The following is a 26,222-nucleotide window of genomic DNA, read 5'->3' on the forward strand; positions in this document are numbered from 1 at the left end:
CTTCGTCTCTAATGTCGCATAATTTCCGATTTCCGCCCCTGGAGGCCGGACGGGAAGCGAGACCACCTCGCTCTTGCAAGGCATTCGCAACAAGCGCTTAAAATTGAACGGTGCATGTACCTGACGGATTCATCGACGCCCCCACCTCCGCTGTCACCGGGGTGGTCGCCGCAGGCGCCCTCGCGGTGAGCCTGCGCGGCGCCCGCCGCGAACTGGACGAGCGCACCGCGCCGCTGGCCGGCCTGGTCGCCGCGTTCATCTTCGCCGTACAGATGCTCAACTTCCCCGTGGCGGCCGGAACAAGCGGCCACCTGCTGGGCGGAGCGCTGGCCGCGATACTCGTCGGCCCCTATACGGCCGTGCTCTGCGTGTCGGTCGTGCTGCTCATGCAGGGCGTGCTGTTCGCGGACGGCGGGCTGACCGCGCTCGGCGTGAACATCACGGACATGGCCATCGTCACGACCGTGGTCGCGTACGCCGTCTTCAAGGCGCTGCTGGCGGTGCTGCCACGCTCCCGGCGCTCGATCACCGCCGCCTCCTTCGTCGCCGCCCTGCTCTCGGTACCCGCCGCGGCCGTCGTCTTCACGCTGATCTACGCGATCGGCGGCACCACCGACGTGTCCATCGTCAAGGTGGCCACCGCGATGATCGGCGTCCATGTGCTGATCGGCATCGGCGAGGCCGTGATCACCGCGCTCACCGTCGCCGCCGTCGTCGCGGTCCGCCCCGACCTCGTGTACGGCGCGCGCGGACTGCGGCAGAAGCTCCGGCTCCGGGTGAACGGCGAGCTGGTCGACGCCCCCGACGCCGCCCCGGTCCCGGCCGCCGCCCGCACCTCCCGGCGCACCGTGTGGATCACCGGCCTGGTGACCTCGCTGGTCCTCGCCGGGTTCGTCAGCTTCTACGCCTCCGCCGACCCGGACGGCCTGGAGAAGGTCGCCCACGACAAGGGCATCGACAAGAAGACCGAGCCGCACCACTCCTCGGACTCCCCGCTGGCCGACTACGGCGTCAAGGACGTGGCGAACGCCCGGCTGTCCGGGGGTCTCGCGGGCGTGATCGGCGTCGGCGTCACCGTCGTCGCGGGCAGCGCGGTCTTCTGGGCGGTGCGCCGCCGCCGCGACCACGACGCCTCTCCCGCGAACACGAGCTTCTGAGATGGGCGCCGGCCACGCCCACAAGCTCTACCGGCACGGACACTCCGCCGTCCACCGGCTGCCCCCGCACACCAAGCTGGCGGCCGTCTTCGCCTTCGTCGTGGTGGTGGTCTCCACCCCGCGCGAGGCGATGTGGGCGTTCGGGGTGTACGCGGTGCTGCTGGCCTGTGTCGCCCACCGGGCGCGGGTGCCCGCCGGGTTCCTGCTGAAGCGGCTGCTGATCGAGGTGCCGTTCGTCGCGTTCGCGGTGCTCATGCCGTTCGTCGCGGAGGGCGAGCGGGTGCACGTCCTCGGGCTCTCGCTGAGCGTCAACGGCCTGTGGGGCGCCTGGAACGTGCTGGCCAAGGGCACCCTGGGCGTCGCCGCGTCCGTGCTGCTCGCCGCCACCACCGACCTGCGCGAACTGCTGCTCGGGCTCCAGCGGCTGAAGCTGCCGCCGCTGCTGGTGCAGATCGCCTCCTTCATGATCCGCTACGGCGACGTCATCACCGACGAGATGCGCCGGATGCGGATCGCCCGCGAGTCCCGCGGCTTCGAGGCGCGGGGGGTACGGCACTGGGGGGTGCTCGCCAAGTCGGCGGGCGCGCTGTTCATCCGCTCCTACGAGCGTGGCGAGCGGGTGCATCTGGCCATGGTGAGCCGGGGTTACGCCGGGTCGATGCCGGTCATCGACGAGGTCACCGCCACCCGTGACCAGTGGCTGCGCGCGCTGGCCCTGCCCTGCTCCGCCCTCGTCGTCTGTCTGCTGGGATGGTTCCTGTGAGTACCGCACTGTCGCTGGAAGTCTCCGGCCTCGCCTTCGCCTACCCCGACGGCCACCAGGCCCTGTTCGGCGTCGACTTCACCGTCCCGCGCGGTGAACGGGTCGCGCTGCTCGGGCCGAACGGCGCGGGCAAGACCACGCTCGTGCTGCATCTGAACGGCATCCTGTCCGGCGGCACCGGCACGGTCACCGTGGCCGGACTCCCGGTCGGCAAGCGGCACATGGCCGAGATCCGGCAGAAGGTCGGCATCGTCTTCCAGGACCCCGACGACCAGCTCTTCATGCCGACCGTGCGGGAGGACGTGGCGTTCGGGCCTGCGGCGGCCGGGCTGAAGGGGGCCGCGCTGGAGGAGCGGGTGCGAACCGCGCTGGAGCAGGTCGGGATGGCGGAGTTCGCCGACCGGCCCCCGCACCATCTGTCCTTCGGGCAGCGGCGCCGGGTCGCGGTGGCGACGGTGCTGGCGATGCGGCCGGAGATCCTCGTCCTGGACGAGCCGTCCTCCAACCTCGACCCGGCCTCGCGGCGCGAACTGGCGGACATTCTGCGGGCGTTGGACGTCACGGTGCTGATGGTCACGCACGATCTGCCCTACGCCCTGGAGCTGTGCCCGCGTGCGCTGATCCTCAGTGACGGGGTGATCGCGGCCGACGGTCCCACGGGCAAGCTGCTCTCCGACGACGCGCTGATGCGGGCGCACCGGCTGGAGCTGCCGTTCGGGTTCGATCCGCGCACGGTGACGTCGGACGCGTAGGGCGTCGGAGCGTCGGGATCTGTCGGGGCCTGTCGGGCCCGTCGGGGCCGAGGAATCCAAGGCCGTACGGCCGTGTTTCACTCGTGAGTGCGGGCGAGGAAAGGGATACGGCGTGGATGTGCGTGTGAACGGCACGGTGGCCGAGGGCTTCGAGCCGGTGGCGGAGGCGTTCGCGGCGAACTTCGCCCGGCTCGGCGAGCGGGGCGCGGCCGTGGCCGTGTACCGGGACGGGCACCGGGTCGTCGACCTGTGGGCCGGCTCCCGTGACGTCGACGGCTCCGCCCCCTGGGAGCGCGGCACCGCGCAGATCGTGCGCTCCGCGACCAAGGGGGTCGCCGCCGCCGCGCTCCTGCTGCTGCACCAGCGGGGTCTGCTGGACCTGGACGCCCCGGTGGGCGCGTACTGGCCTGAGTTCAAGGCGGCGGGCAAGGAGCGCACCCTCGTACGCGACCTGCTCGCCCACCGGGCGGGCGTGCCGGTGCTGGACCGGCCGCTGACCCCCGCGGAGGCCGCCGACCCCGACCTCGGCGCCGCCGCCGTCGCCGCGCAGGCGCCGGTGTGGGAGCCGGGCACGGACCACGGGTACCACGCGCAGACGTACAGCTGGCTCACCGGTGAGCTGGTACGCCGGGTCGCAGGGCGTCCGGTCGGCGACTTCGTCGCGTCCGAGATCGCGGCGCCGGCCGGGGCGGACGTGTGGCTGGGGCTGCCTGCCTCTGAGCAGGCGCGGGTGGGACGGGTGGGGCCCGTCTCCGCGCCCGAGACGCCGGGTGCGCTGAAGGTGCGCCCCAAGCGGGCCGTGGCCGACGCCTACGCCGACCCCGCCTCCCTGACCCGGCGCGCCTTCGCCGCGATCACCCCGCTGCCGGACGAGAACGCGCCCGCCTACCGCTCGGCCGTCCGCCCCGCCTCCAACGGGATCGCCACGGCGGACGGGCTGGCCCGCGTGTACGCGTCCCTCATCGGCGAAGTGGACGGCGGTACCCGGCTGTTCACCCCGGAGACGGGGGAACTGGCCCGCGCCGAGGCGTCGGCGGGCCCGGACCGGGTGCTCGTGGTCGGCACCCGGTTCGGCCTCGGCTTCATGCTCCACGGCCCAGCGTCCCCCCTCCTGTCCCCCACCGCCTTCGGCCACCCCGGCCGAGGGGGCGCCCTCGCCTTCGCCGACCCCGCCTCCGGCGTCTCCTTCGGCTACGTCACCAATGGCTTCCAGGGCGGAGTGACGGCGGACCCGAGGGCCCAGGCACTGGTGCGGGCGGTGCGGAGTTCGCTGGGCTGAGCCCGGTCAGACGTGGATGGGGTGCGAGACGCGCCCGGAGTCCGCGTCGATCTCCTCGTGTGCCTTGGTCAGCAGGTTCATGGCCAGTTCGTTCAGGGCGCGGGCGCCGGCGATCTCCTCGCCGACCCTCGGCTGGTTGGAATCGACCCGGTGCCGGGTGGCGTGCCCGTTCGCCCGGACCTCACTGCCGTCCGCCAGCCGTACCAGCGCCACCGCGCGCGTGTGCTGGTCGTCCTCCTCGAACTCCAGCTCGATGTGCCAACCCACGGCGTTGTGCGTCATCCCAACCACCTCCGAAAACCACCGTGCCCCCTGCTTCCAGGGTGCGCCCGCCTCCGGCGAAGTTCACGTCGGCGCGTTCCCGCGGGGGGCCTGGCCGGGGATTGCGTCACCGGAGGCGGTACCGCATCACCTCCGCCGCCGGAGGCTCAGTCGGCGGTCTTCTCCTCGAAGCTCGCGAAGTAGGCCGCCGCCATGTCCTCGTCCCCGTGGCCCTGGGCGGCCGCGCGGGCGAAGCGGTTGGCGGTGGCTTCGGCGAGGTCGAGGCGGACGCCGCCCCGGTCGGCGGCGGAGGTGATGAGGCGGGCGTCCTTCTCGGCGGTGGTGACGGCGAAGGAGGCCGGGGTGAACTTGCCGTCCAGGATCAGGGCGGACTTGGCACGGAGGTAGCCCATGTCCAGCGGGCCGCCCTCGATGAGGTCGAAGAACGAGCGCGGGTCGACGCCGAGCGCCTGCGCGAGCGCCAGCACCTCTCCCGTGGCCGCGGTGACCGCGAGCACCCAGTTGTTGGCGACCAGCTTGAGCCTGCTCGCGCTGCCCTCCGCCCCGTCCTCGCCCGTCCACACCGTACGGGAACCGACCGCGTCGAAGACCGGCGCGAGGACTGCCCGCCCCGCCTCGGGCCCGGCGGCCAGCACGGTGAGCTGACCGTCCTCGGCGGGCTTGCGGGTGCCGAGCACGGGCGCGTCGTAGAACTCCAGCCCGTGCTCGCGGGCGAACGCGGCGAGGCGGCCGGTGAGTTCCGTCCCGGCGGTGGTGCTCTGCACCCACAGGGTGCCGGGGCGCAACGCGGACGCCGCCTCGCGCATCACGTCCAGCACGGTGTCACCGTCGTACAGCATGGTCAGCACGACGTCCGCGCCCTCGACCGCCTCGGCGGCCGTGCCGGTGACGCGGACGCCGTCCTTCGCGAGCGGCTCGGCCTTGGCGCGGGTGCGGTTCCAGGCGCGTACGGGGAGCCCGGCGGCGGCGAGGTTGCGGGCCATGGCGGCGCCCATGATGCCGGTGCCCAGCACGGCGACGGTCGGCCGGTCGGTGGCGGTCATACGGTGGCTCTCCTTCTCACGGGGTGCGGTCCCACGAGGCGCTGTCGATCATGCCCCTCGCCCCCATCCTGCCCGCAGACCCGGCCCGGCCCACCGTGGCACAGCCGGTCCCGCTCCTACCGGTTGAAGAATTCGACGACTTCCCGGGCGGTCGGCCTGCGGGCGGCTTCGGCGGACTCCTCGACGATGCGCGGGAACAGCACCCGCTCGTGCGCGGCGAGCGCGGCTTCCGGGTCGCCGGGGTGCGCGGCGATCGCCTCACCGAGTTCGGCCCCGTCCAGCATGGCGAGGTTGGCGCCCTCGCCGTTGGGGACGGAGAGGTGCGCGGCGTCGCCGACCAGGGTGACACCGGGCACGCGCTCCCAGCGGTGGCCAGGGGGAAGCGTGAAGTGGGGGCGCAGGACGGGCGGGGTGTCGGCGTCGGTGAGGAGCGCGGTGTACTCCGGCGCCCACCCCGCGTACTCCGCCGCGATCCGGGCGGTGGCCGCGGCGGCGTCGGTGAAGTCGACGCCGTCGAACCACTCCAGCGGGCGGGTGAGCACGGCGTAGGTGTGGATGGTCTCGCCGCTCTCCCGGTGCGCGATGATCGACTGGGCCTCCCAGTCCCGCTCGAACACGGCGAACGATCCGCCGCCGACCATCCTGGCGACGGCGGGATGCCGGGTCTCCACGTCGTAGAGGCAGGTCTCGACGAACGCCTCCCCCGCGTACTCCGGCACCGCGTCGGAGAGCAGCGGCCGGACCCGCGACCAGGCGCCGTCCGCGCCGACGAGGAGGTCGGCGGTGACGGAGGTGCCGTTGGCGAAGGTCACCTCGTGGCGCCCGTCGGCCAGGGTCCGGGTGCCGCTGACCTTGTGTCCCCAGCGGACGGTGCCCTCGGGCAGCGCGTCCAGCAGGATGCGCCGCAGCTCACCGCGCTGCACCTCGGGACGCCCGCCGGTGCCGTCGTCGGCCTTGTCGAGCAGCACGGTGCCGTCCCGGTCGATGAACCGCATCGCCTGCCGGCCCTCCAGCACGATGCCCTGGAACTCGTCCGTCAGGTCGGCCGCCTTGACGGCCAGCTGCCCGTTGTAGTCATGGATGTCGAGCATCCCGCCCTGGGTACGCGCGGCCGGCGAAGCCTCCGCCTCGTACACCGTGGACGCCATCCCGTGCACATGCAGCACCCGGGCCAGCGTCAGCCCCCCGAGACCCGCACCGATGATCGTGACGTGAGTGGACATGGTTTCTCCTCGCTGACGGTCCGCGCCGGGCGGCCACCCGACGAGCACCCCCAACCTCCCGACCCGCCCCGACACGCGGCCGACACCGGTCCGACAGCCCCGACAGCGGACCGACAGACTCAGCCGGCGTGCAGCATCAGCCCGATCCCCACCACCAGCAGACCCGCCGCCGCGATGCGCGGAGCGCCGAAGCGTTCCTTGAAGAAGAGGGCGCCGATGGCCGCGCCGACGATGATCGAGGATTCGCGGAGGGCGGCGACGGGGGCGAGGGGGGCGCGGGTCTGGGCCCACAGGACGAGGGCGTAGGCGGCGACGGAGAGGACCGCGCCGAGGAGGCCGAGCGTGGCGTACGGCTTGAGCTGGCGGACCATGTCACCGCGGACCCGGTAGTACATGTACGCGGGGATGAAGATCCCCTGGGCGGCCATCAGCCAGGCGATGTAGCCGAGGGGGGTCTCCGCGTGCCGTACGCCGATGCCGTCGAGGACGGTGTACACGGCGATGGTGAGCCCGGTGGCCACGGCGGCGCCGATGGCCTTCCAGTCCGGCCGCCGCCCCCGCAGCCCCCACAGGCTCACGCCGGTCAGCCCGACACAGGACACCGCGACCCCGGCCGCCGCCCATCCGCCGGGCACCTCGTGCGCGAACAGGGCGGCCAGCACGGTCACGACCAGCGGCGCGGTACCGCGCGCGATCGGGTACGCCTGCCCGAAGTCCCCGAGCCGGAAGGAGGTCATGAGCAGGGCGTAGTAGGCGACATGCACTCCGGCGGAGACGAGCAGATACGGCCACGCGGGCCCGGCCGGCCAGGGCGCGAACAGCGCCATCACCAGTCCGACGACCAGTCCGCCCCCGGCGATCAGCGTGAACCCGGTCAGCTTGTCGCTGATCCGGTGGGCGATGGCGTTCCACCCGGCGTGGGTGAACGCGGCCAGCAGGACAGCGGCAGTGACGAGCGGCGTCACCGGTCAGGACCAGTCGTCGTCATACCCGGCACGCTAACCGATCACTGAGTGGCCTGTACACGGGGTTTGCCCGGTGCGACCGCCCTGACGCCCGGCTCACGAAGGTCCGCCGTCGCTTCCCCGGCGAGCCCCACGGCGTGAAGACGGACGGCCGGTGGGGCGGGTGCCCCACCGGCCGTCCGTCTTCGAACACGGTCAGGCGCTGACCAGTTCCCGGTCCCCGTCCGGGTCGGAGTCCGTGCGAAGGCCTTCGCCCTCGACGTCCACGTTGGGCAGCGCGCGGTCCAGCCAGGCCGGGAGCCACCAGGCGCGGCGGCCGAGGAGGGCCAGGACGGCCGGGACGACGGCCATGCGGACGATGAAGGCGTCGAAGAAGACGGCGATGGCCAGGCCGAAGCCGATCATCTTGATCATCGCCTCGCTGGAGCCGATGAAGCCGGAGAAGACGGCGATCATGATGACGGCGGCCGCGGTGACGACGCGGGCGCTGTAGCGGAAGCCGGTGACGACCGCCTGGCCCGGGTTCTCCCCGTGGACGTACGCCTCACGCATCCGGGTCACGAGGAACACCTCGTAGTCCATGGCGAGTCCGAAGACCACGCCGACCATGAAGATCGGCATCATCGACATGACCGGCCCGGTCTGCTCGACGTTCATCAGGCCGGACAGCCAGCCCCACTGGAAGACCGCGACGACCGCGCCGAGGGCGGCCAGCACGCTGAGCAGGAAGCCGAGGGCCGCCTTCAGCGGGACCAGGATCGAGCGGAACACCACGATCAGCAGCAGGAAGGCGAGGCCGACGACCAGCGCGAGGTACGGCAGCAGCGCGTCGTTCAGCTTCTGCGACACGTCGATGTTCATCGCCGTGGCGCCGGTGACCAGCAGCTTCGCGTCCGTCGCGGAGGCGATCGACGCGCTCTTGCCCCGGATGGCGTGCACCAGGTCCTCGGTGGTGGCCGACGACGGCTGGGACTTCGGCACGACGGTGATGATCGCGGTGTCGCCCGCCTTGTTGGGCGCCGGCGGGGTGACCGTGACGACGTCCTTCAGGCCCTTGATCTCGTCGCCGACCTTGGCGAACGCGGCCTTCTTGTCGGTGCTGCCCTTGGCGTCGACGACAACCATCAGCGGGCCGTTGAAGCCGGGGCCGAAGCCGTCGGAGAGCAGGTCGTAGGCGCGGCGCTGGGTGGTGGAGACGGGCTGGGAGCCGTCGTCGGGGAGGCCCAGTTCGAGCGAGGCGGCCGGGACGGCGGCGGCGCCGAGGCCGACCACACCGAGCAGCAGCACGGTGACCGGGCGCCGGACCACGAAGCTCGCCCACCGGGTGCCCATGTTGGGACGGCCGGCCTTCTTGGCCGCGCGTCCCCCGCCGAGCAGCTTGCTCTTCTCGCCGGCCGGCTTGACCGTACGGCCCGCGTACCCGAGCAGCGCCGGGATCATGGTGAGCGCGATCAGCACCGCGATGGCGACCGTGCCCGCGGCGGCCACGCCCATCTTGGTCAGCATCGGGATGTTGACGACGGAGAGCCCGACCAGCGCGATGACGACGGTGAGGCCCGCGAAGACCACCGCCGAGCCCGCCGTACCGACGGCGCGGCCCGCGGCCTCCTCGCGGTCGCGGCCCTCGGCCAGTTCGGCGCGGTAGCGGGAGACGATGAAGAGGGCGTAGTCGATGCCGACCGCGAGGCCGATCATCGTGGCCAGGGTGGAGGTGGTGGAGCCCAGGTCGAGCGGGGTGGCCAGCGCGGTGATCGCGGAGACGCCGATGCCCACACCGATGATCGCGGTGAGCAGCGGCAGCCCGGCCGCGATGAGGGAGCCGAAGGTGATGACCAGGACGACGGCCGCGATGGCGATGCCGATGACCTCGCTGGACCCGGTCTCCGGCGCGGTGGTGAGCGCGTCGCCGCCGATCTCGACGGTCAGCCCGGCGTCCCGCGCGTGCCCGGCGCTCTCCTTGAGGGCGTCACGGGAGGAGTCCTCCAGCTCCATCCCGGAGACCTTGTACTTCACCGAGGCGTAGGCGATCGTGCCGTCCCGGCTGACCGCCTTGCCGGTGTAGGGGTCGGCGACGGAGGCGACCTCGGAGCCGGAGGCCAGCTCCTTGACCGTCTTCTCCACCGCGGCCTTGTTGCCGGCGTCGGTCATCTTCTGGCCCTCGGGCGCCTTGAAGACCACGCGGGCGGTGGCGCCGTCGGCGCTCATGCCGGGGAAGCGCTGCTCCAGCAGGTCGAAGGCGCGCTGCGCCTCGGTGCCCGGGATGGAGAAGGACGAGTTCCCGGCGGGCGGCGCGGAAGCGGCCCCCACCCCGGCGAGGGTGAGCAGCGCGACCCACAACAGGGCGACGAAGTGCCGTCGCCGGAAGGCGAATCGGCCGAGTTTGTACAGGTACGTGGCCACGAGGGCGTACTCCCGGTCAGGTCGTGAAAGGCATCTGGGCAGGAAAGGTCAGCCCGGCGACGTGAGCGGTGACGTCAGGAGGTGGGCTTGCTGGGGAGGGGGTCGGTCAGGTGGTGGGGACGCCGAGAGCGGGGAGGATCACGGCGTCGATGTAGGAGCTGAGGAAGTCCTGGGTGGGAGGCTGCTCGTCGATGAGCGCCCGGGTGGCGAACGCGCCGATCATCATGTGCACCACGAAGGGCAGTGCCGGGTTGTCCGGGGCCACTTCGCCCCGGTCCACGGCACGCGAGAGCATCCCGCGCAGCTCGGTCATCTCGGGCTCGATGACCTGCTCCCGGAACGCCTGCAGCAGGTCCGGGTTGGTGTGCGTGGCCATGGCCAGGCCCCGCATGAGGGCGGTGTTCTGCTCCATGGCGCAGTCGTCCTCGCGGTGCACGAGCGCCAGGAAGTCCCCGCGCAGCGAGCCGGTGTCCACGTCGGAGATCCGGCCGGGCTTGCTGTGCCGGATCGCGCGGGCGACCAGTTCGGCCTTGCCGCCCCACTGGCGGTAGAGCGTGGCCTTGCTGGAGCGGGTGCGGGCGGCGACGGCGTCCATGGTGAGGGCGTCGTAGCCGACCTCGCGGAGCAGGTCGAGGACCGCCTCGTACAGCTCGGCCGCCCGCTCGGGCGTGAGTCTGCTGCGACGCGCGGTGGCGGCGTCGGTCATCCGCCTCACCCTCTCCCGCTCATCCGGACGACATGGCTCGCGTACGGGACTCCGTACAGGATGAAGGTACCCCGTCCAGCTACGAAACGAAACCGTTTCGTACGCGTGCGGGGCGTGGCCTGCGTCACGGGCCACGGGTCCGCACGAGTTGCTGTGCCTCGCGCGCCGGAAAAGCATGGATGAGTGAGCTATCTGCGGCTTCCCCACATCAGTGACGATCTGCTGTGCTTCGTGGCCGAGGACGACCTCTGGCTGGCGCCGCTCGACGAACCGGGCCGCCCCTGGCGGCTCACCGCGGACCGCACCAAGGCCGGACACCCCCGCTTCTCGCCCGACGGCAAGCAGATCGCCTTCACGAGCTGGCGCAGCCTGGTGCCCGAGATCCACCTGGTGGACGTGGCCGGCGGCCCGGCGCGGCAGTTGACGTACTGGGGCAGCGCCGACACCCAGGTGTGCGGCTGGACGCCCCCCGACCAGCACGGCAGGAGCGACATCCTGGCCGTCGCCTCGCACGGCCAGCCCTTCTCCTACTTCACCTGGGCCCACAAGGTCGGCACCGACGGCAGTCCCGGCGGGCGGCTGCCCTGGGGCCCGGTCGGTGACATCCAGGTCGCGGACACCGCGGGCGAGCACCAGACCCTCCTCCTCACCGGCACGCCCCCGCACGAACCGGCGTCCTGGAAGCGGTACCGCGGCGGCGCGACGGGACGACTGTGGCTCCAGGGGCGACGGCTGCTGGAGGACATCGACGGCCAGCTCTCCTCCCCGATGTTCGTCGCCGGCCGCATCGTCTTCCTCTCCGACCACGAGGGCATCGGCAACCTGTACTCCGTCGCCCCGGACGGCACCGACCTGCGCCGTCACACCGACCACGACGCCTTCTACGCCCGGCACGCCGCGACCGACGGCGAGCGAGTGGTCTACCAGTGCGCCGGTGACCTCTGGATCGTGGAAGACCTCTCCCCCACCGGCACCCCGCGCAAGCTGGACATCGACCTGGGCGGCCCCGCTCCCGGCCGCCGTCCCTACCAGGTGCCCGCCGCGCACAACGTGGACGGCCTCTCGGTGGACGAGACCGGCCGGGCCAGCGCGGTCACCGTCCGGGGCAGCCTGTACTGGCTCACCCACCGCGACGGCCCGGCCCGCACCATCGCCGACACACCCGGCGTCCGGGTCCGGCTGCCGGAGATGCTGGGCTCGACCGGCCAGCTCGCCTACGTCACCGACGCCGAGGGCGAGGACGCGGTGGCCGTCGCCCAGCTCCCCCGCGCCACCGGCGGCCGCGAGCCCCGGCTGCTCGGCGAGGGCCGGCTCGGCCGGGTGCTGGAGCTGGTCTCCGACCCGGAGGGCGAACGGCTTGCGGTCGCCTCGCACGACGGCAGGCTGCTGCTGATCGACGTGGCGGAGGACGCCGAGAGCACCGAGGGGCGGGAACCCGGCACCGTCACCGAGCTGATCCGCTCCGACAACGGCCCCGTCCGCGACCTCGCCTTCTCCCCCGACGGCGCCTGGCTCACCTGGTCCCACCCCGGCATCGGCCGCTCCCTGCGCCAGATCAAGCTCGCCCGGATCAAGGACCGCCTGATCGTGGACGTCACCAACGGCCGGTTCGAGGACGAGAACCCGGCCTTCACCAGCGACGGCCGCTACCTCGCCTTCCTCTCCTGGCGCGGCTTCGACCCGGTGTACGACGTGCACACCGGCGACCTGTCCTTCCCGCTCGGCTGCCGCCCCTACCTGGTCCCGCTGAACTCGGCCACGCCCTCCCCGTTCGCGCTCAACCCCGAGGGCCGTCCGGCGGCGGGCGGGCTCGATCCGCTGGAGAACGGGTCCGGCGAGGGCGGCACGGTGACCGTGGAGGTGGAGGGGCTGGAGAACCGGGTCACGCCGTTCCCGGTGATGTCCTCCAAGTACTCGGCGCTGCGCCCGGTCGCGGGCGGCGGGCTGGTCTGGCTGCGCTGGCCGATCTCCGGCGCGCTGGGCGAGACCTTCGTCAACCCCGCCGACATCAGCGGGCGGCCCACGCTGGAACACTTCAACCTCAGCAAGGCGAAGAAGTCCGAACTGGTCGCCCACCTGGACTGGTTCGAGGTGAGCGGCGACGGCACCCGGCTGGTCGTGGTGGACGAGGGCGACCTGCGCGCGGTGCCCGCCACCGAGCCCGGCGACAGCGACACCACGGTGTGGATAGACCTGCGGCGCATCCTGCACGAGGTGGACCCCGCCGCCGAGTGGCGCGGCGCCTACGCCGAGGGCGGCCGGATCACCCGGGACTACTTCTGGGACCCCGGCATGTGCGGGATCGACTGGACGGCGATCCTGGATCAGTACCGCCCGCTGGTCGAACGGGTCGCCTCCCCCGACGAGTTCGCCGACCTGATGCGCGAGGTCCTCGGCGAACTGGGCACGTCGCACGCCTACGTCACCCCGGCCCGGCGCAACGAGGGCCCGCCGCACTACCAGCGCCGGCAGGGCCTCCTCGGCGCCAACTTCGTCTGCCGGAACGGCGCCTGGATGGTCGCCCGCATCCTCGACGGCGACTCCTCCGACTCCCGCGCCCGCTCTCCGCTGGCCGGCACCGGCATCCGCGCGGGCTCGGTGCTGACCCATGTCAACGGGCGCCCGGTGGACCCGGTGACCGGGCCCTACCCGCTGCTCGCGGGCTCCGGCGGCACCACCGTCGACCTCACCTTCACCCCGCCGCCGGGCGAGCCGGGCCCCGCCCGCCGGGTGGCCGTGGTCCCGCTGATCGACGACCGGTCGCTGCGCTACCAGGACTGGGTGGCCAAACGCCGCGAGGTGGTACGGGAGTTGAGCGGCGGCAAGTGCGGCTATCTGCACATCCCCGACATGGGCGGCTCCGGCTGGGCCCAGTTCAACCGGGATCTGCGCCTGGAGGTCTCCCGGCCCGCGCTGATCGTGGACGTGCGCGGCAACGCGGGCGGGAACATCAGCGAGCTGGTGATGGAGAAGCTGACCCGGAAAATCCTCGGCTGGGACCTCACCCGTAACGCCCAGCCGGTGTCGTACGCCTCCAACGCGCCGCGCGGGCCGGTGGTGGCGTTGGCGGACGAGGCGACGTCCTCCGACGGCGACATGATCACCGCCGCGATCAAGCTGCTGGGGCTCGGCCCGGTGGTCGGGCAGCGCACCTGGGGCGGCGTGGTCGGCATGACCGGCAGGCACCGGCTGGGTGACGGCACGGTGATCACGGTGCCGATGAACGCGGCCTGGTTCGAGGAGTACGGCTGGTCCGTGGAGAACCGGGGCGTCACCCCCGACCTGGAGGCGCTGCGCACCCCGCTGGACTGGGCCGAGGGCCGCTACGCGCAGCTCGACGACGCGGTGGGGCTGGCGCTGGACATGCTGGAGACGACCCCGGCCGCGGTGCCACCCGACTACAGCGACGTACCGGACCGCTCACGGCCGAAGCTGCCACCGCGCGAAGAGGGGTGAGGGGGCAAAAAAAGAGGGCGGGACCTCCCGCCACCAACAACGTATAGCGCAAGGGGGGCCTTGCGGCAAGGCCCCCCTCATGCCGCAGAATCGCTCGCCGAGCCCAGAACCTGCGGAAATGAGTGATCCACTACATGTGTGCGCTGCTGTCCGAGCGTGAACCCGCGCCGGAGTCCCGCGCGTTCGACCTCCCCGACCGGCTCGCCGCCAAGGCCGACCCGGCACTGATCGCCGCCGACGAGCGGCACTTCGCGGACATCGCCGCGAGCCTGGAGCAGACCGTCGCCGAGCTGTCCGCGAGCCTGGACGCCCTGCGCCGGGCGCCCGGCGGGGTGGGCCGGGAGGTGCTGGAGCGGGACCTGGAGATCCACCGGCTGACGGCCCGGCTGCGCGCCCTGCGCCGCTTCGGCCTCGACCTCTGCCTGGGCCACATCGTGCACGACGGCGACCCCGAGCCGGTCTACATCGGCCGGCTCGGCCTCACCGACAGCACCGGCCGCCGGCTGCTGATCGACTGGCGCTCCCCCGCCGCCGAACCGTTCTTCGCCGCGACCCACGCCCACCCGATGGGCCTTCTCCGCCGCCGCCGCTACCGCTGGACGCGGGGCCGGATCAGCGACTACTGGGACGAGGTGTTCACCGCCGAAGGTCTGGAGCACCACGCGGCGCTGGACGACCAGTCCGCGTTCATCGCCACCCTCGGCACCAACCGCTCGGAGCGGATGCGGGACGTGCTCGCCACCATCCAGGCCGACCAGGACGCCATCATCCGCGCCTCCTCGCGCGGCGCCCTCGTGGTGGACGGCGGCCCCGGCACCGGCAAGACCGTCGTCGCCCTGCACCGCTCCGCCTACCTGCTCCACTCCGACCCGCGTCTCGGACACCGACGGGGCGGCGTGCTGTTCGTCGGCCCGCACCAGCCCTACCTGAACTACGTCGCCGACGTGCTGCCGAGCCTGGGCGAGGAGGGGGTGCAGACCTGCACCGTGCGGGACCTGGTCGCCGAGGGCGCCACGGCGGGCGTCGAGGCGGACCCGGAGGTGGCCCGGCTGAAGTCCTCCGCGGACCTGGTGAAGGGCATCGAGAAGGCGGTGCGCTTCTACGAGACCCCGCCCACCGATCCGCTGACCGTCAGCACCCCCTGGGCCGAGCTGCACCTGACCGCGGCCGACTGGGCCGAGGCGTTCGAGGCGGCGGAGACGGGCGTCCCGCACAACGAGGCCCGCGACCTGATCTGGGAGGCGCTCGTCACGATCCTCCACGACCAGCTCGACAAGGACGTTCCGCAGCAGCTGTTCCGTCGCGCCCTCGCCTCCGACGGCGAGCTGACCGACACCCTCCGCCGCGCCTGGCCCCTGCTGGAGGCGGCCGACCTGGTCGGTGACCTGTGGACCGTCCCGGCGTACCTGCGGATGTGCGCCCCCTGGCTCACCCCCGACGAGGTACGCCTGTTGCGCCGCGCCGACCCGCAGGCGTGGACGGTGTCCGACCTGCCATTGCTGGACGCGGCCCGGCAGCGGCTGGGGGACCCGGAGACCTCGCGGAAGAAGCGCCGCCAGGCCGCCACGGTCGCCGTCGAGCGGGAGCGGATGGCCGCCGTCATCGACAGCGTGATCGCGGCCGACCCGGACGGCGAGGGCGCGGTGACGATGCTGCACGGGCAGGACCTCAAGGACAGCCTGGTCGACGAGGGCGCGCTGCCCGCCATCGAGGCGGACGCGCTGGCCGGGCCGTTCGCGCACATCGTGGTGGACGAGGCCCAGGAGCTGACCGACGCCGAGTGGCAGATGCTGCTCCTGCGCTGCCCGTCCCGGAGCTTCACCATCGTGGGCGACCGCGCCCAGGCCCGGCACGGCTTCACCGAGTCGTGGCGGGAGCGGCTCGCGCGGGCCGGCCTCGGCCGGGTGGAGGTGGCCTCGCTGAGCATCAACTACCGCACCCCCGAAGAGGTGATGACGGAGGCCGAGCCGGTGATCCGGGCCGCCATCCCGGACGCCAACGTGCCCACCTCGGTACGCGCGGCCGGCATCCCGGTCACCTACGGCTCGGTGTCCGGCCTTGACGCGGTGCTGCACGACTGGCTGGCCGAGAACGCGGAAGGCACCGCCTGCGTCATCGGCGATCCGGCGTTCAGGGAGCGCCCCCGCGTCCGGTCGCTCACCCCCGAGCTGGCGAAGGGGCTGGAGTTCGACCTGGTCGTACTGGTGGAGCCGGACGCCTTCGGCGAGGGCATCGAGGGCGCGGTGGACCGCTATGTGGCGATGACCCGCGCCACCCAGCGGCTGGTCGTGCTGAGCGGTACCTAGTCACGCGCCGGGGCGGGGCGCCCGGACGTGCCGGGCGCCCCGCCGTGGCTTTCGCCGGATCTGCCGCGTCAGGCGGTGTGGTCCGGGTCGAAGCGGTCCTCCATGTCCCGCATGCCGCCCTGGGCGCGGTCACGGTCCCGCATGCCGCCCTCGGCGCGGTCACGCTGGGGCTGGTGGGTGCGCTCCTGCTGGTCACGCCCCTGCGGGCCGCGCTGGCCGGCCTTCTCGCGCGCCTGGCCCGCCTTCTCCTTGGCCTGGCCGGCCTTCTCCTTGGCCTGGTCCTGCATCTTGCGGGACTTCTCCTGGAACTGGTCCTTCATACCCATGTGGGTTCACACTCCTGGTGAGAACGGTTTCGGCCCCGGTGGAGCCTCGACCAGATTCACACGGGCGAACACCCTGCGCATGTCGATCAGTTACGCTGCGTAGCGCGGGCCGCCTCGTCGGCCGCGCCGCCCGCGCCCACAAGCCCCGACCGCATCCCGGTCAGCCGGTCCGCGTACCTGCGCATCTCCCGCTGGCCGACGGTGCCGATGAGTGCCGGGAGGTAGCCGCGGATGCCCTGCATCCCGCGCAGCCACCACTGTCCGTACACGTGGGGCGACCGGCGCTCGATGCCGTCCACCAGCCGGTCGACGGCCGGGCCGAGCGGGTAGGTCTTGTTCGACGGCCAGGGCAGCCGCTGCCTCAACTCCCGCATCACGTCGTCCTGGTCGGCGCCGCGCACCATGTCGGTGTCGGTCCAGGACAGGTAGGCGACGCCCACCCGCACGCCCAGGTAGCCGACTTCGCCGCGCAGGCTGTGCGCGTACGCCTCCACGCCCGACTTGGAGGCGCAGTACGCCGTCATCATCGGCGCCGGGGTCATCGCGGCGAGGGAGGCGATCTGGAGCAGGTAGCCGCGGCTCTCGGTGAGCACCGGCAGGAAGGCGCGGGCGGTGACGGCCGAGCCGATGAGGTTGACCTCGATCACCCGCCGCCAGGCCACCGGATCGGAGTCGGCCAACGGACCGCCGGTCGCCACACCGGCGTTGGCCACCACGATGTCGACCTTGCCGAACCGCTCCTTCACCTCGGCGGCCACCCGGCTCATCGCCTCGTGGTCGGTGACATCGGCGTACCAGTGGGCGCTCTCGCCGTACAGCCGCTCGGAGACGGCCTTCAGCTCGTCCTCCTCCAGGCCGACGAGGGCCACCTTGGCGCCGCGCGCGGAGAGTTTGCGGGCCAGCAGCTCGCCGACGCCGCGTGCCGCACCGGTGACGACGGCCACCTGTCCTTCGAGACCGACCTTGCTCATGCGCCCTCCTCCAAGGTGACGGGGATGTTCCCCGTGACGTACATGGTGACGAGTTCCCGTATCCGGCCGGTCACCGCTTCCGGTGCCTCCACCGGGGTCATGTGCCCGATGCCGAACAGCTCGATGAATCCGGCGCAGTCGGGCAGCTCGGCGACGAGCGCGCGGGCGTGCGACGAGGGGGTGAGCCGGTCGGCGGTGCCGTGCAGCACGGCGGTGGGCACGGTCAACTGCCGTACTCCGTGGTCGAGATCGAGCCGGTCCAGCACCGCACCCCAGGCCTGCCGGGCGGTGCGCGGGCAGGCGTGCACGATCCGGGCGCAGGTGTCGACCAGGTGCGGGGCCGAACCGGGGCCCATGGTCGCGTACTTGAGGATCTTCCTGGCCAGGGGCGTGACCGGGCCGAGCGGCAGGGACGAGCCGAGGATGCGCCCGGTGAGCCAGGTGCGGACGCGTCCGGCGCGCAGCGGCACCACGCGCGCCTCGGCGGTGAGCCGTCCGCTGCCGGTGCTGCACAGCAGCACGGCGGCCGCGTGCTCCCGGAAGCGCGGGCGGCCCGAGGCGGACATGATCGTCATGCCGCCCATGGAGTGGCCGACGATCAGGGCGCGTTCACCGGGCGCGAGGGTGGCCGCGAGCACCGCTTCCAGGTCGTCCGCGAGCGCGTCGGTGGAGCACACCGGGCTGTACGGGCTCAGGCCGTGGCCGCGCTGGTCGTAGGTGATGACCCGGTGGTCTCGGGCCAGCTCCTCGGTCTGCGCGGCCCAGAAGGCGGTGGAGCAGGACCAGCCGTGGGAGAGGACGACCGGGGGCGCGCCCTCGGGTCCGTGCACCTCCACGTGCAGGCGGGCGCCGTTGGTGGAGGTGACCTCCAGGACGCGGCTCATGCGGTTGCCTCGCTCGGGACGGCGGTCGGCTTCGTGGTCTCGGGCGCGGGCTTGCGCAGCACCTCGTACTCGGTGAGGTCCACGCGGCGGGTGGCCTGGCGGAACTCGCTGGTGGTGCCGGGCCACACGGTGGTGTTGCGGCCGCCCGCGTCCAGGTACCAGCTCGTGCAGCCGCCGGTGTTCCAGACGGTGCGCTTCATCCGCTCCTGCACCCGGCGGTTCCAGCGGTCGACGGCGGCCGGGCGGGCGTCCAGCGCGGTGCGGCCGCCGAGGGTGTCGAGCTGGCGCATGTAGTCGGCCAGGTAGTTGAGCTGGGACTCGATCATCAGGATCATCGAGGAGTTGCCCAGGCCTGTGTTGGGCCCGATCACGCTCAGCCAGTTCGGGAACCCGGCCGCCGAGCCGCCGCGCAGCGCCTCCATGCCGCCCTTCCACGCCTCGGCGAGCGTGACGCCCCCGACACCGACCACGCGCTCGGCGATGGGCATGTCGGTGACGTGGAAGCCGGTGCCGAAGACGATCGCGTCGACCTCGGCCTCGGTGCCGTCGGCGGCGACCACGGTCGAGCCCCGGATCTCGGTGACCCCGCTCGCCACCACGTCCACGTTGGGCTGGGCGAGCGCCGGGTAGTACGTGCTGGACAGCAGGATGCGCTTGCAGCCGATGCGGTAGTCGGGGGTGAGCTTGGCGCGCAGGGCCGGGTCCTTGATGGCGCGGGTCATGTTGCGCCTGGCGAGCTGCTCGACCAGGCCGAGTTCGTCCGGGTGCTTGGTGAACGCCTGCACCTGGAGTTCACGGATCCCCCAGAGCAGCCCGCGCCGCAGCCGGGCGGTGAAGGGCAGCGCCTGGTGCAGCTTGCGCTCGGCGGTGCCGATGGCCCGGTCCATGCGGGGCATCACCCAGGGCGGGGTGCGCTGGAAGACGGTGAGCCTCCCGACCTCGGGCTGGATCGAGGGGACGATCTGGATCGCGGAGGCGCCGGTGCCGACCATGGCGACGCGCTTGCCGCGCAGGTCGAAGTCGTGGTCCCAGCGGGCGGAGTGGAACACCCGGCCGGGGAACGAGTCCAGCCCCGGGATGTCGGGGATCTTCGGGTCGGACAGCGGGCCGGTGGCGGAGACCACCACGTCGGCGGTGAGCGAGCCGCTCGCGGTCTCGATGTGCCAGCGCAGCTCGTCCTCGTCCCAGGTCATCAGCTTGACCTCGGAGTCGAAGCGCAGATGCGGGCGCAGCCCGAAGTCGTCGGCGACGCGCTCCAGGTAGGCCCGGATGTGCTCCTGCCCCGAGAAGGTGCGCGGCCAGTCGGGATTGGGGGCGAAGGAGAAGGAGTACAGGTGCGACGGCACGTCGCAGGCACAGCCCGGATAGCTGTTGTCCCGCCAGGTCCCGCCGACGCTGCCGGCCCGCTCCAGGACGACGAAGTCGGTGATCCCCTCCCGGCGCAGCCGCACGGCGGCCCCCAGCCCGCCGAACCCGGACCCGATCACCGCCACCCGTACATGCTCGTGCTCGGCCATCCCGACGCCTCCACGCATCCTCGGACTCTGCCAGTGAACACTGGCGCAATGGGACTGTAGAGCAGCTCCGTACTGAGCGGTAGGGGTCGCGGAAAGGAAAGTTACCGCCGGTACGCCATAGGCTGCGGACGTGGCAGAAGACGGCGGACACAGCGGCGGGCAGGCCGGCGGGCGCGAGTACCGCATGGAGGAGCTGGCGCGCATCGCCGGGATCACCGTGCGCACCCTGCGCTTCTACCGCGAGCGCAGACTGATCCCGCCGCCCCGCCGCGAGGGCCGTATCGCCTGGTACGACGACCATCACCTGGCCCGGCTGCGCACCATCGCGGCGCTGCTGGAGCGCGGGCACACACTGAACGGCATAGCCGAACTGGCCGAGGCGCTGGACAACGGCCGGGACGTGGCCGACCTGCTGGGCGTCGCCCCGCCCACCGAGGAGGAGCCGGTCCGGCTGACCCCGGAGGAGCTGGCGGCCCGCTTCGAGGGCGAGGTCACCCCGGAGAACCTGGCGGCCGCGATGACCCTCGGCTACGTCGGCACCGACGGCGACGAGATCGTGCACATCAGCCGACGCCTGCTGGACGTCTCCTCGGCACTGGTACGCGAGGGCATCCCGCTGGCCGAGGTCCTGACGGCCGCGGCCCGGGTCCGCGAGCACGCCGACGCCCTCGCGGCCCTCTTCGCCGACGTGATCGGCCGCCACGCCCCGGAGGACTCCCTGCAACGCCTGCGCCCGCTGGCCCGCAGCGTGGTGGAGGCGGAGCTGTCGCTGGCCATGGACCGGCGACTGAGCAAGCAGGACTAGGGCCCAGGGCCTGTCCGGCGGATCATGGCGCGAACGCGGGTTCTGGCACGCCCATCCGTGACGATCGGCACCACTGCTTCCCCGCCCCCTGATCCGCCGGACAGGGCCTAGCGCTCGTACACCACGGTGACCGGCGCGTGGTCGGACCAGCGCTCGGCGTGGGTGGCGGCGCGCTCGACCCAGCCCTTGACCGCCTTCGCGGCGAGGCCGGGGGTGGCCATGTGGTAGTCGATGCGCCAGCCGGAGTCGTTGTCGAAGGCGCGGCCCCGGTAGGACCACCAGCTGTAGGGGCCCTCGGTCCCGGGGTGCAGGGCGCGGACGACGTCCACGTACCCGCCGTCCCCGGGGCCGAGCACCCGGCTCAGCCACTCCCGCTCCTCGGGCAGGAAGCCGGAGTTCCTGACATTGCCACGCCAGTTCTTGAGGTCGGCCTGCTGGTGGGCGATGTTCCAGTCGCCGCAGACCAGGACCTCGCGGCCGTCGGCTGCGGCCCGCTCGCGCAGCTCCTTGAGGTGGGCGGAGAACTCGCCCATGAAGCGGACCTTCTCGTCCTGCCGCTCGGTGCCGACCTCGCCGGAGGGCAGGTACAGCGAGGCGACGGTCACACCGGGGAGGTCGGCCTCGACATAGCGGCCGGAGCCGTCGAACTCCGCCGAGCCGAAGCCGACCCGGACGCGGTCCGGCTCACGGCGCGTGTAGAGGGAGACGCCCGCGCGGCCCTTGGCGGCGGCGGGCGCGTGCACCACATGCCAGCCGTCGGGCTGCCGTACGTGCTCCGGGAGTTGCTGCGGCTCGGCGCGCACCTCCTGCAGGCAGACCACGTCCGCGGCAGTCTGCTCCAGCCACTCCACGAAGCCCTTCTTGGCGGCGGCCCGCAGTCCGTTCACATTCACCGAGGTCACAGTCAGCACCAGGGCACGATACCGGCACACTAATAAAGACCGACGCCCATTCGCCGCATAGAAGTACGATGCCCAGCATGATTATCCGCCGCGTTCGCTTCGACCACCCCGACGCCGTGAAGCTCAATGACGAGGTCCAGGCCGAGTACCACGTGCGCTACGGCGACGGCGGCGACGCCACGTCGCTCGATCCGGCCGACTTCGACCCGCCCAGAGGCGTGTACCTGATCGCGTACGACGCCGAGGACCGCCCGGTCGCCACCGGCGGCTGGCGCCGCCAGGACCTGAACGGGGAGGGCAACCAGGACGGCGACGCGGAGTTGAAGCGCATGTTCGTCATCGAGCAGATGCGCGGCCACGGCCTGGCCCGCCGCATCCTCGCCGAACTGGAGGCGGACGCCCGCGAGGCCGGCCGCACCCGCATGGTCCTGGAAACCGGCACCGAACAGCCCGAGGCCATCGCCCTCTACACCTCCAGCGGCTACACCCCGTGCACCAAGTTCGGCTACTACCGCCACCACGAGAACAGCCTTTGCTACGCGAAGCCGCTCGGGGCGCCGGGCGGCACCGACTGACCCGGCTCAGTGGCCTGTTGCCGCAGCACAGGCCACTGCTTCCCCCTGTGACGCGCCTGTGACGTGACGGCGATCACTCCACCGAAAGTCGGAACATACGATCAGCTCAGTAGCTGCCGCGCCTTTCGGCCCCACCTGACAGTGCAAGCGGATGCGACTCCCCCTCCTCATCATCCGGGTCCTTTCGTACCTTCTGGAGTCCTTCATGTCTTCGCTCGGTTTCCGACGCAACTCCGCCCTCCGCGCCGGTTTCGTCGCCGCCTCCCTCACCGCCACCGTCCTGCTGCCGGCCGGTGCCGCGTTCGCCGCCGACGGCACGACGGCGAGCCCGCGGGCCGCCACCCCGGCCCCGAGCGGCACGCCGGGCACGCAGGTCGGCACGCCGACCGCTACCACCAAGCCCAGCACGCCCGCCACCACGGCGGCCCCCACCGCGTCCGAGGGCCCGAACGGGCAGCAGGGCCCGGTCCTGACGAAGACCGTCGCGCTGAAGGGCGACCTGACGGCCAAGGTCTACAAGCACACCGACCAGGGCGGCTACTACTCGGCCACCGTCGTCTTCAGGGGCAGGACCCTCGGCGAGCTGCGTGCCGGGGGCAGCTTCGGCGCCCAGCAGATGAAGGTCTTCAACGGCATCAAGGTGACCCTGCGCGCGGACGGCACCATGACCTCCGCCGATGAGTACGTCGGCAACGGCGGTCAGGGCCCCGTCGTCCCGGTCCGCTGCGTCGTCACCGTGACGCGGAGCATCGGCGCCGGCACCGAGGCGCTGGTGACCATCAGCCCCACGGGTCCGTCGGTGCAGTTCCAGGGCGCCGGTGAGACCAGGCTGCTGCCGTACAGCCTGGACCGCCTGCACCCGAAGCTCCCGGCGAGCGCGGGCTTCCAGGCCGAGATCCTCGACCCGAACAGCACCCACCCCCGCCTGCGCACCAACATGGAGGGCGGCGGCCACCCGGCGACCGTCCAGGACTTCCCCAGGCTCCCGAGCGGCTGCAGCTTCCTCTACCCGACCACCTCCACGGGCTCCGCCGGCGGCAGCGCCACCGGTACCACCTCGGCCAACCAGACGACCGTCGTGCCCAAGGGCAGCGTCGCGGCCGGTTACGAGAGCACCGGGACGGGCAACGCCCCCGTGCTGATGGCGGTCGGCGGGGCCGCCGCCACCGGCGCCGCGGGCATCGGCTTCGTCGTCCTGCGTCGTCGCGGCACCTCGGTCGCCGGCCGGATCTGAAACGCCGTTCCCCCGGGTGCGGGCCCGCCGTCCTGAGCGGAGGCCCGCACCCGTCGTTCCGTCTGGAGTCAGCCTCATGCAGCGCCGTGCCATGACCGCCACGCTCACCCTCGCGCTCGGCCTCGCCCTGGCCGCCTGCGGCACGCAGGAGAGCACCGGGCACGCGGTCCCGCCCCCGCCCAGCCCCGTCTCCACCCCGGCCGCCGCGCCCGCCAAGCCGGCGGCGCCGATGGCCCGTTCGCTCCCGGTCCGGGTCACGATCCCCTCGGCGGGCGTCGACACCGGCCCGGTCCTGAAGCTGGGCCTCGCAGCCGACGGCACGGTGGAGGTGCCCTCCGTGGCACAGGCGAGCCGGATCGGCTGGTACTCCAAGGGCGTCACGCCCGGCGAGACCGGCCCCGCCGTCCTGATCGGCCACTACGACACCGTGAAGGGCCCGGCCGTGCTGCGGAACGTCGGGAGGATCAAGCAGGGTGCCCGGATCACGGTCGTCCGCGCCGACGGCTCCTCCGCCGTCTTCTCCGTCCGCACGGTCGAGCAGGTCGACAAGGACGCCTTCCCCACCGACAAGGTCTACGGCGACACGACCCGCCCCGAACTCCGCCTGATCACCTGCGGCGGAGCCATCGAGAACGGCCACCGCCCGGACAACATCATCATCTACGGCGACCTGGTGCCCGCCAAGGGCTGACAGTGCGAGGCTGACCCGATGACCCCGAACACCACACCGGAGTGGGAACAGCGGTGCGCGGCCCTGTGGGACGCCTTCGAGCAGACGGAGGCGGCCCAATTCCGCTCCCGGATGGCCGCGTTGACCGGCGAGCTGCCCACCGGCCACCCCGTGGCCGCCTTCGAACTCGCCTCCGCCTACGACGCCACCGACCTCGGCGAGGACGCCGTCCCCCTCTACCGCCGGGCCCTGGACACCGGCCTGCCCGAGGACCGCCGGCGCCAGGCCGTCATCCAGCTGGCCAGCACCCTGCGCACCCTCGGCCGGCCGGAGGCGGCCGCCGACCTGTTGCTCGCGGAGCGCGCCCACGCCTCGGACCACCTGGACGACGCGCTCACCGCGTTCCTCGCCCTGACCCTCATCGACCTCGGCCGCGAACGCGAGGCCGCCGCCCTCGCCCTGGGCGCCCTCGCACCCCACCTGCCGGCCTACCGGATCTCCGTCGCCCGGTACGCGGACGCGTTGACCGACCCGGCCTGACGGGCGGGAGAACCCGGAAACGACGAGACCCCGTCCGATCAGAAGATCGGACGGGGTCTCGTGAACTCTTCCCGAGCGGACTCGGGAGGAGCGTTACGTGGACCTGAGGGGATTTGAACCCCTGGCCCCCTCGATGCGAACGAGGTGCGCTACCGGACTGCGCCACAGGCCCTTGCAACGAGTGAAACTCTAGCATCCCGATCGGCGTGCTCGGAAATCCGCTCCGGGACTGGTCAGAGGGGTCACTCGTTGGCGGCGCGCGGCCGGTCGCCGTCCTCGTACTGGTCGAACAGCGGGGTGCGGCCCCGCTCGCGGGAGCGGCGGGCGGAGGCGCTGCGCCGGGCGTCGCCCCGCGCGTCCTCCGGGCGCTCCTCGGCCGCTGCCGGGTCGGCCGGCGGGACCTCGGGACGCTGGTCCGGGGTGACCGCGCTGGAGCGGGCCGAGCTCCAGGTGCCGGGGGCGCCCAGGTCCACGTCGGCGCTGGCGCGCGGGGCGACCGGCGCGGTCACGTACGTGGGCAGCGGCACCGGAACCGGGTCCCAGCTCTCGCCGTGGCCGGGGCGGCGCTGCCGCTCGCGCTGCTGGTCGACCCACTCGGCGTGGTCGGTCTGCTCGACCAGAGCGCGCCGGTCGGCGGCGAGGGCGGCGGACAGAGCGGGGTCGGTGTGCGGCCCCGCTCCCTCCTCCGGCTCGTCGGCGACGGCGGCCGCCTCGGCGGCCGTGCGGCGACGCGGCTGGCCGGCCCGCTCACGCAGCCGGGCGGCCGCGTCCTCGGCGCTCCGGCGGTCCATCTGGAAGGCGAACCGGCGCCGTTCCTGCCGGCGCAGATAGCCGATGTACGCACTGAGCAGCACGGCCGGCACGGCGGGCACCCACAGGAGGGCCAGGCCCCCCACCGCGGCGGCGATCGCGCCGAGGGTGAAGGCGAGGAACAGCAGCACGGTGGTGCGCCGTCTGCGGGCGAGCACCTTCGTGCGCTGGGCGCGCGCCGCGGCCGCCTGCGCCGAGGGCGCGCGCCGGGCGGGGACCTGTCCGGGTTCGGGTGCCTGGGCATTGCGGGACGGATGCGCCTGCGCGGAGGGCGACTTGGGGACCGGGGGGGCCGCCTGGTCGCGCGGGGCTTCCGCCCGCACCTGCCGCTCGGGCTCGGTGTCCGCCCGGACCTGACGGCGCGTCGGAGGCACGGCGAAGTCCCGGACGTCCACCGGGTCGGTGGCGACGTCCGGGTCACCGGCGTCCGGCTCCCCCTCCTGGGTGGAGCGCGCCCGCAGGTCCTTGGCGTACCGGCGCTCCATTCCCGCCCTTCCGGACAGCAGCCGGATGGCGGTACTGAAGCGTTCCGTCGGACGGGCCTCGTTCAGCTCGTCCTGCCTACGGAGCCACATCGGCACCAAGTAGGCGGCCCAGGCCCCGACGATGACTGCGTAGATGAGGCCGCTGCTGCTCACGACTCACACGGTAGAGGG

The 26,222-nt window shown here is 72.7% G+C and carries 22 protein-coding genes, 1 tRNA gene and 1 pseudogene; 11 read left to right on the plus strand and 13 right to left on the minus strand.

Features of this window, described 5'->3' with window-relative positions:
* Window positions 1-110: 110 nt before the first annotated feature.
* The 4 genes from E5082_RS15390 to E5082_RS15405 all read left to right on the plus strand — a co-directional run bounded on the left by E5082_RS15390 (window position 111) and on the right by E5082_RS15405 (window position 3,951).
* The gene (locus E5082_RS15390; protein ID WP_135791816.1) at window positions 111-1,157 is read left to right on the plus strand and encodes an energy-coupling factor ABC transporter permease; all 1,047 of its coding nucleotides are present in this window, start codon (window positions 111-113) and stop codon (window positions 1,155-1,157) included.
* A 1-nt stretch (window position 1,158) separates the two neighbouring features.
* Window positions 1,159-1,920, plus strand: coding sequence for a cobalt ECF transporter T component CbiQ (gene cbiQ / locus E5082_RS15395; RefSeq protein ID WP_086695016.1), 762 nt, complete (start codon window positions 1,159-1,161; stop codon window positions 1,918-1,920).
* Entirely contained in the window at window positions 1,908-2,672 is a 765-nt protein-coding gene (locus E5082_RS15400; protein WP_135791817.1) for an energy-coupling factor ABC transporter ATP-binding protein, read from the plus strand. The genes cbiQ and E5082_RS15400 overlap by 13 nt, the downstream gene beginning before the upstream one ends.
* Window positions 2,673-2,790: 118 nt before the next feature.
* A complete protein-coding gene (locus E5082_RS15405; RefSeq protein WP_135792118.1) occupies window positions 2,791-3,951 on the plus strand; it encodes a serine hydrolase domain-containing protein in 1,161 nt (386 codons plus the stop codon).
* A 6-nt stretch (window positions 3,952-3,957) separates the two neighbouring features.
* Here E5082_RS15405 and E5082_RS15410 read toward each other — a convergent pair whose 3' ends face one another.
* The 6 genes and pseudogenes from E5082_RS15410 to E5082_RS15435 all read right to left on the minus strand — a co-directional run bounded on the left by E5082_RS15410 (window position 3,958) and on the right by E5082_RS15435 (window position 10,570).
* Window positions 3,958-4,233, minus strand: a complete 276-nt coding sequence (locus E5082_RS15410) for a DUF1876 domain-containing protein (protein ID WP_135791818.1) — start codon at window positions 4,231-4,233, stop codon at window positions 3,958-3,960.
* A gap of 146 nt (window positions 4,234-4,379) precedes the next feature.
* Window positions 4,380-5,294: pseudogene (locus tag E5082_RS15415) on the minus strand (NAD(P)-dependent oxidoreductase); the annotation flags it as partial.
* A gap of 98 nt (window positions 5,295-5,392) precedes the next feature.
* Complete coding sequence (locus E5082_RS15420) at window positions 5,393-6,499, minus strand: FAD-dependent oxidoreductase (protein ID WP_135791820.1); 1,107 nt, start codon at window positions 6,497-6,499, stop codon at window positions 5,393-5,395.
* Between the two features lie 119 nt (window positions 6,500-6,618).
* Window positions 6,619-7,464 (minus strand): EamA family transporter, encoded by an 846-nt coding sequence (locus E5082_RS15425; RefSeq protein ID WP_135791821.1) that lies wholly within the window; start codon window positions 7,462-7,464, stop codon window positions 6,619-6,621.
* 195 nt (window positions 7,465-7,659) lie between these two features.
* Complete coding sequence (locus tag E5082_RS15430) at window positions 7,660-9,864, minus strand: MMPL family transporter (RefSeq protein WP_135791822.1); 2,205 nt, start codon at window positions 9,862-9,864, stop codon at window positions 7,660-7,662.
* A gap of 106 nt (window positions 9,865-9,970) precedes the next feature.
* Window positions 9,971-10,570, minus strand: coding sequence for a TetR/AcrR family transcriptional regulator (locus tag E5082_RS15435; RefSeq protein ID WP_135791823.1), 600 nt, complete (start codon window positions 10,568-10,570; stop codon window positions 9,971-9,973).
* A 183-nt stretch (window positions 10,571-10,753) separates the two neighbouring features.
* On the opposite strand from E5082_RS15435, the gene E5082_RS15440 reads away from it, so the two are divergent.
* On the plus strand, window positions 10,754-14,026 hold the full coding sequence (locus tag E5082_RS15440) for a S41 family peptidase (RefSeq protein WP_135791824.1): 3,273 nt from the start codon (window positions 10,754-10,756) through the stop codon (window positions 14,024-14,026).
* Window positions 14,027-14,160: 134 nt separating this feature from the next.
* Window positions 14,161-16,332, plus strand: a complete 2,172-nt coding sequence (gene helR / locus E5082_RS15445) for an RNA polymerase recycling motor ATPase HelR (RefSeq protein WP_135792119.1) — start codon at window positions 14,161-14,163, stop codon at window positions 16,330-16,332.
* A 68-nt stretch (window positions 16,333-16,400) separates the two neighbouring features.
* Here the strand turns inward: helR and E5082_RS15450 are convergent, their stop codons facing one another.
* From E5082_RS15450 to E5082_RS15465, 4 genes are all read right to left on the minus strand, one after another.
* On the minus strand, window positions 16,401-16,658 hold the full coding sequence (locus E5082_RS15450) for a hypothetical protein (protein WP_135791825.1): 258 nt from the start codon (window positions 16,656-16,658) through the stop codon (window positions 16,401-16,403).
* 86 nt (window positions 16,659-16,744) lie between these two features.
* On the minus strand, window positions 16,745-17,629 hold the full coding sequence (locus tag E5082_RS15455; protein WP_135791826.1) for an SDR family oxidoreductase: 885 nt from the start codon (window positions 17,627-17,629) through the stop codon (window positions 16,745-16,747).
* Entirely contained in the window at window positions 17,626-18,513 is an 888-nt protein-coding gene (locus E5082_RS15460; protein WP_135791827.1) for an alpha/beta fold hydrolase, read from the minus strand. Before E5082_RS15460 ends, E5082_RS15455 begins: the two co-directional genes overlap by 4 nt.
* Complete coding sequence (locus E5082_RS15465) at window positions 18,510-20,030, minus strand: flavin-containing monooxygenase (RefSeq protein WP_135791828.1); 1,521 nt, start codon at window positions 20,028-20,030, stop codon at window positions 18,510-18,512. Before E5082_RS15465 ends, E5082_RS15460 begins: the two co-directional genes overlap by 4 nt.
* Before the next feature lie 184 nt (window positions 20,031-20,214).
* On the opposite strand from E5082_RS15465, the gene E5082_RS15470 reads away from it, so the two are divergent.
* The gene (locus E5082_RS15470; RefSeq protein WP_135792120.1) at window positions 20,215-20,835 is read left to right on the plus strand and encodes a MerR family transcriptional regulator; all 621 of its coding nucleotides are present in this window, start codon (window positions 20,215-20,217) and stop codon (window positions 20,833-20,835) included.
* A gap of 107 nt (window positions 20,836-20,942) precedes the next feature.
* Here the strand turns inward: E5082_RS15470 and E5082_RS15475 are convergent, their stop codons facing one another.
* Complete coding sequence (locus E5082_RS15475; RefSeq protein ID WP_167514063.1) at window positions 20,943-21,746, minus strand: exodeoxyribonuclease III; 804 nt, start codon at window positions 21,744-21,746, stop codon at window positions 20,943-20,945.
* A gap of 68 nt (window positions 21,747-21,814) precedes the next feature.
* On the opposite strand from E5082_RS15475, the gene E5082_RS15480 reads away from it, so the two are divergent.
* The 4 genes from E5082_RS15480 (at window position 21,815) to E5082_RS15495 (ending at window position 24,756) form a co-directional block, all read left to right on the plus strand.
* Window positions 21,815-22,312 carry a GNAT family N-acetyltransferase gene (locus E5082_RS15480; RefSeq protein ID WP_135791830.1) on the plus strand — a complete coding sequence of 166 codons (498 nt, stop codon included), beginning with the start codon at window positions 21,815-21,817 and terminating at the stop codon, window positions 22,310-22,312.
* Between the two features lie 205 nt (window positions 22,313-22,517).
* On the plus strand, window positions 22,518-23,546 hold the full coding sequence (locus E5082_RS15485) for a hypothetical protein (RefSeq protein WP_135791831.1): 1,029 nt from the start codon (window positions 22,518-22,520) through the stop codon (window positions 23,544-23,546).
* Window positions 23,547-23,622: 76 nt separating this feature from the next.
* Window positions 23,623-24,237, plus strand: coding sequence for a class F sortase (locus E5082_RS15490; protein ID WP_135791832.1), 615 nt, complete (start codon window positions 23,623-23,625; stop codon window positions 24,235-24,237).
* Between the two features lie 18 nt (window positions 24,238-24,255).
* Window positions 24,256-24,756: a tetratricopeptide repeat protein gene (locus E5082_RS15495; RefSeq protein WP_135791833.1), complete on the plus strand. Its 501-nt coding sequence runs from the start codon at window positions 24,256-24,258 to the stop codon at window positions 24,754-24,756.
* A 98-nt stretch (window positions 24,757-24,854) separates the two neighbouring features.
* Here the strand turns inward: E5082_RS15495 and E5082_RS15500 are convergent.
* Together E5082_RS15500 and sepX are read right to left on the minus strand one after the other, a co-directional pair.
* Window positions 24,855-24,928 (minus strand) — tRNA-Ala (locus tag E5082_RS15500).
* Between the two features lie 70 nt (window positions 24,929-24,998).
* Window positions 24,999-26,204, minus strand: coding sequence for a divisome protein SepX/GlpR (sepX, locus tag E5082_RS15505; protein WP_135791834.1), 1,206 nt, complete (start codon window positions 26,202-26,204; stop codon window positions 24,999-25,001).
* Window positions 26,205-26,222: the final 18 nt, after the last annotated feature.

Origin of the sequence: Streptomyces griseoluteus (genome assembly GCF_004784465.1) — a bacterium.
Lineage (GTDB): Bacteria > Actinomycetota > Actinomycetes > Streptomycetales > Streptomycetaceae > Streptomyces > Streptomyces griseoluteus.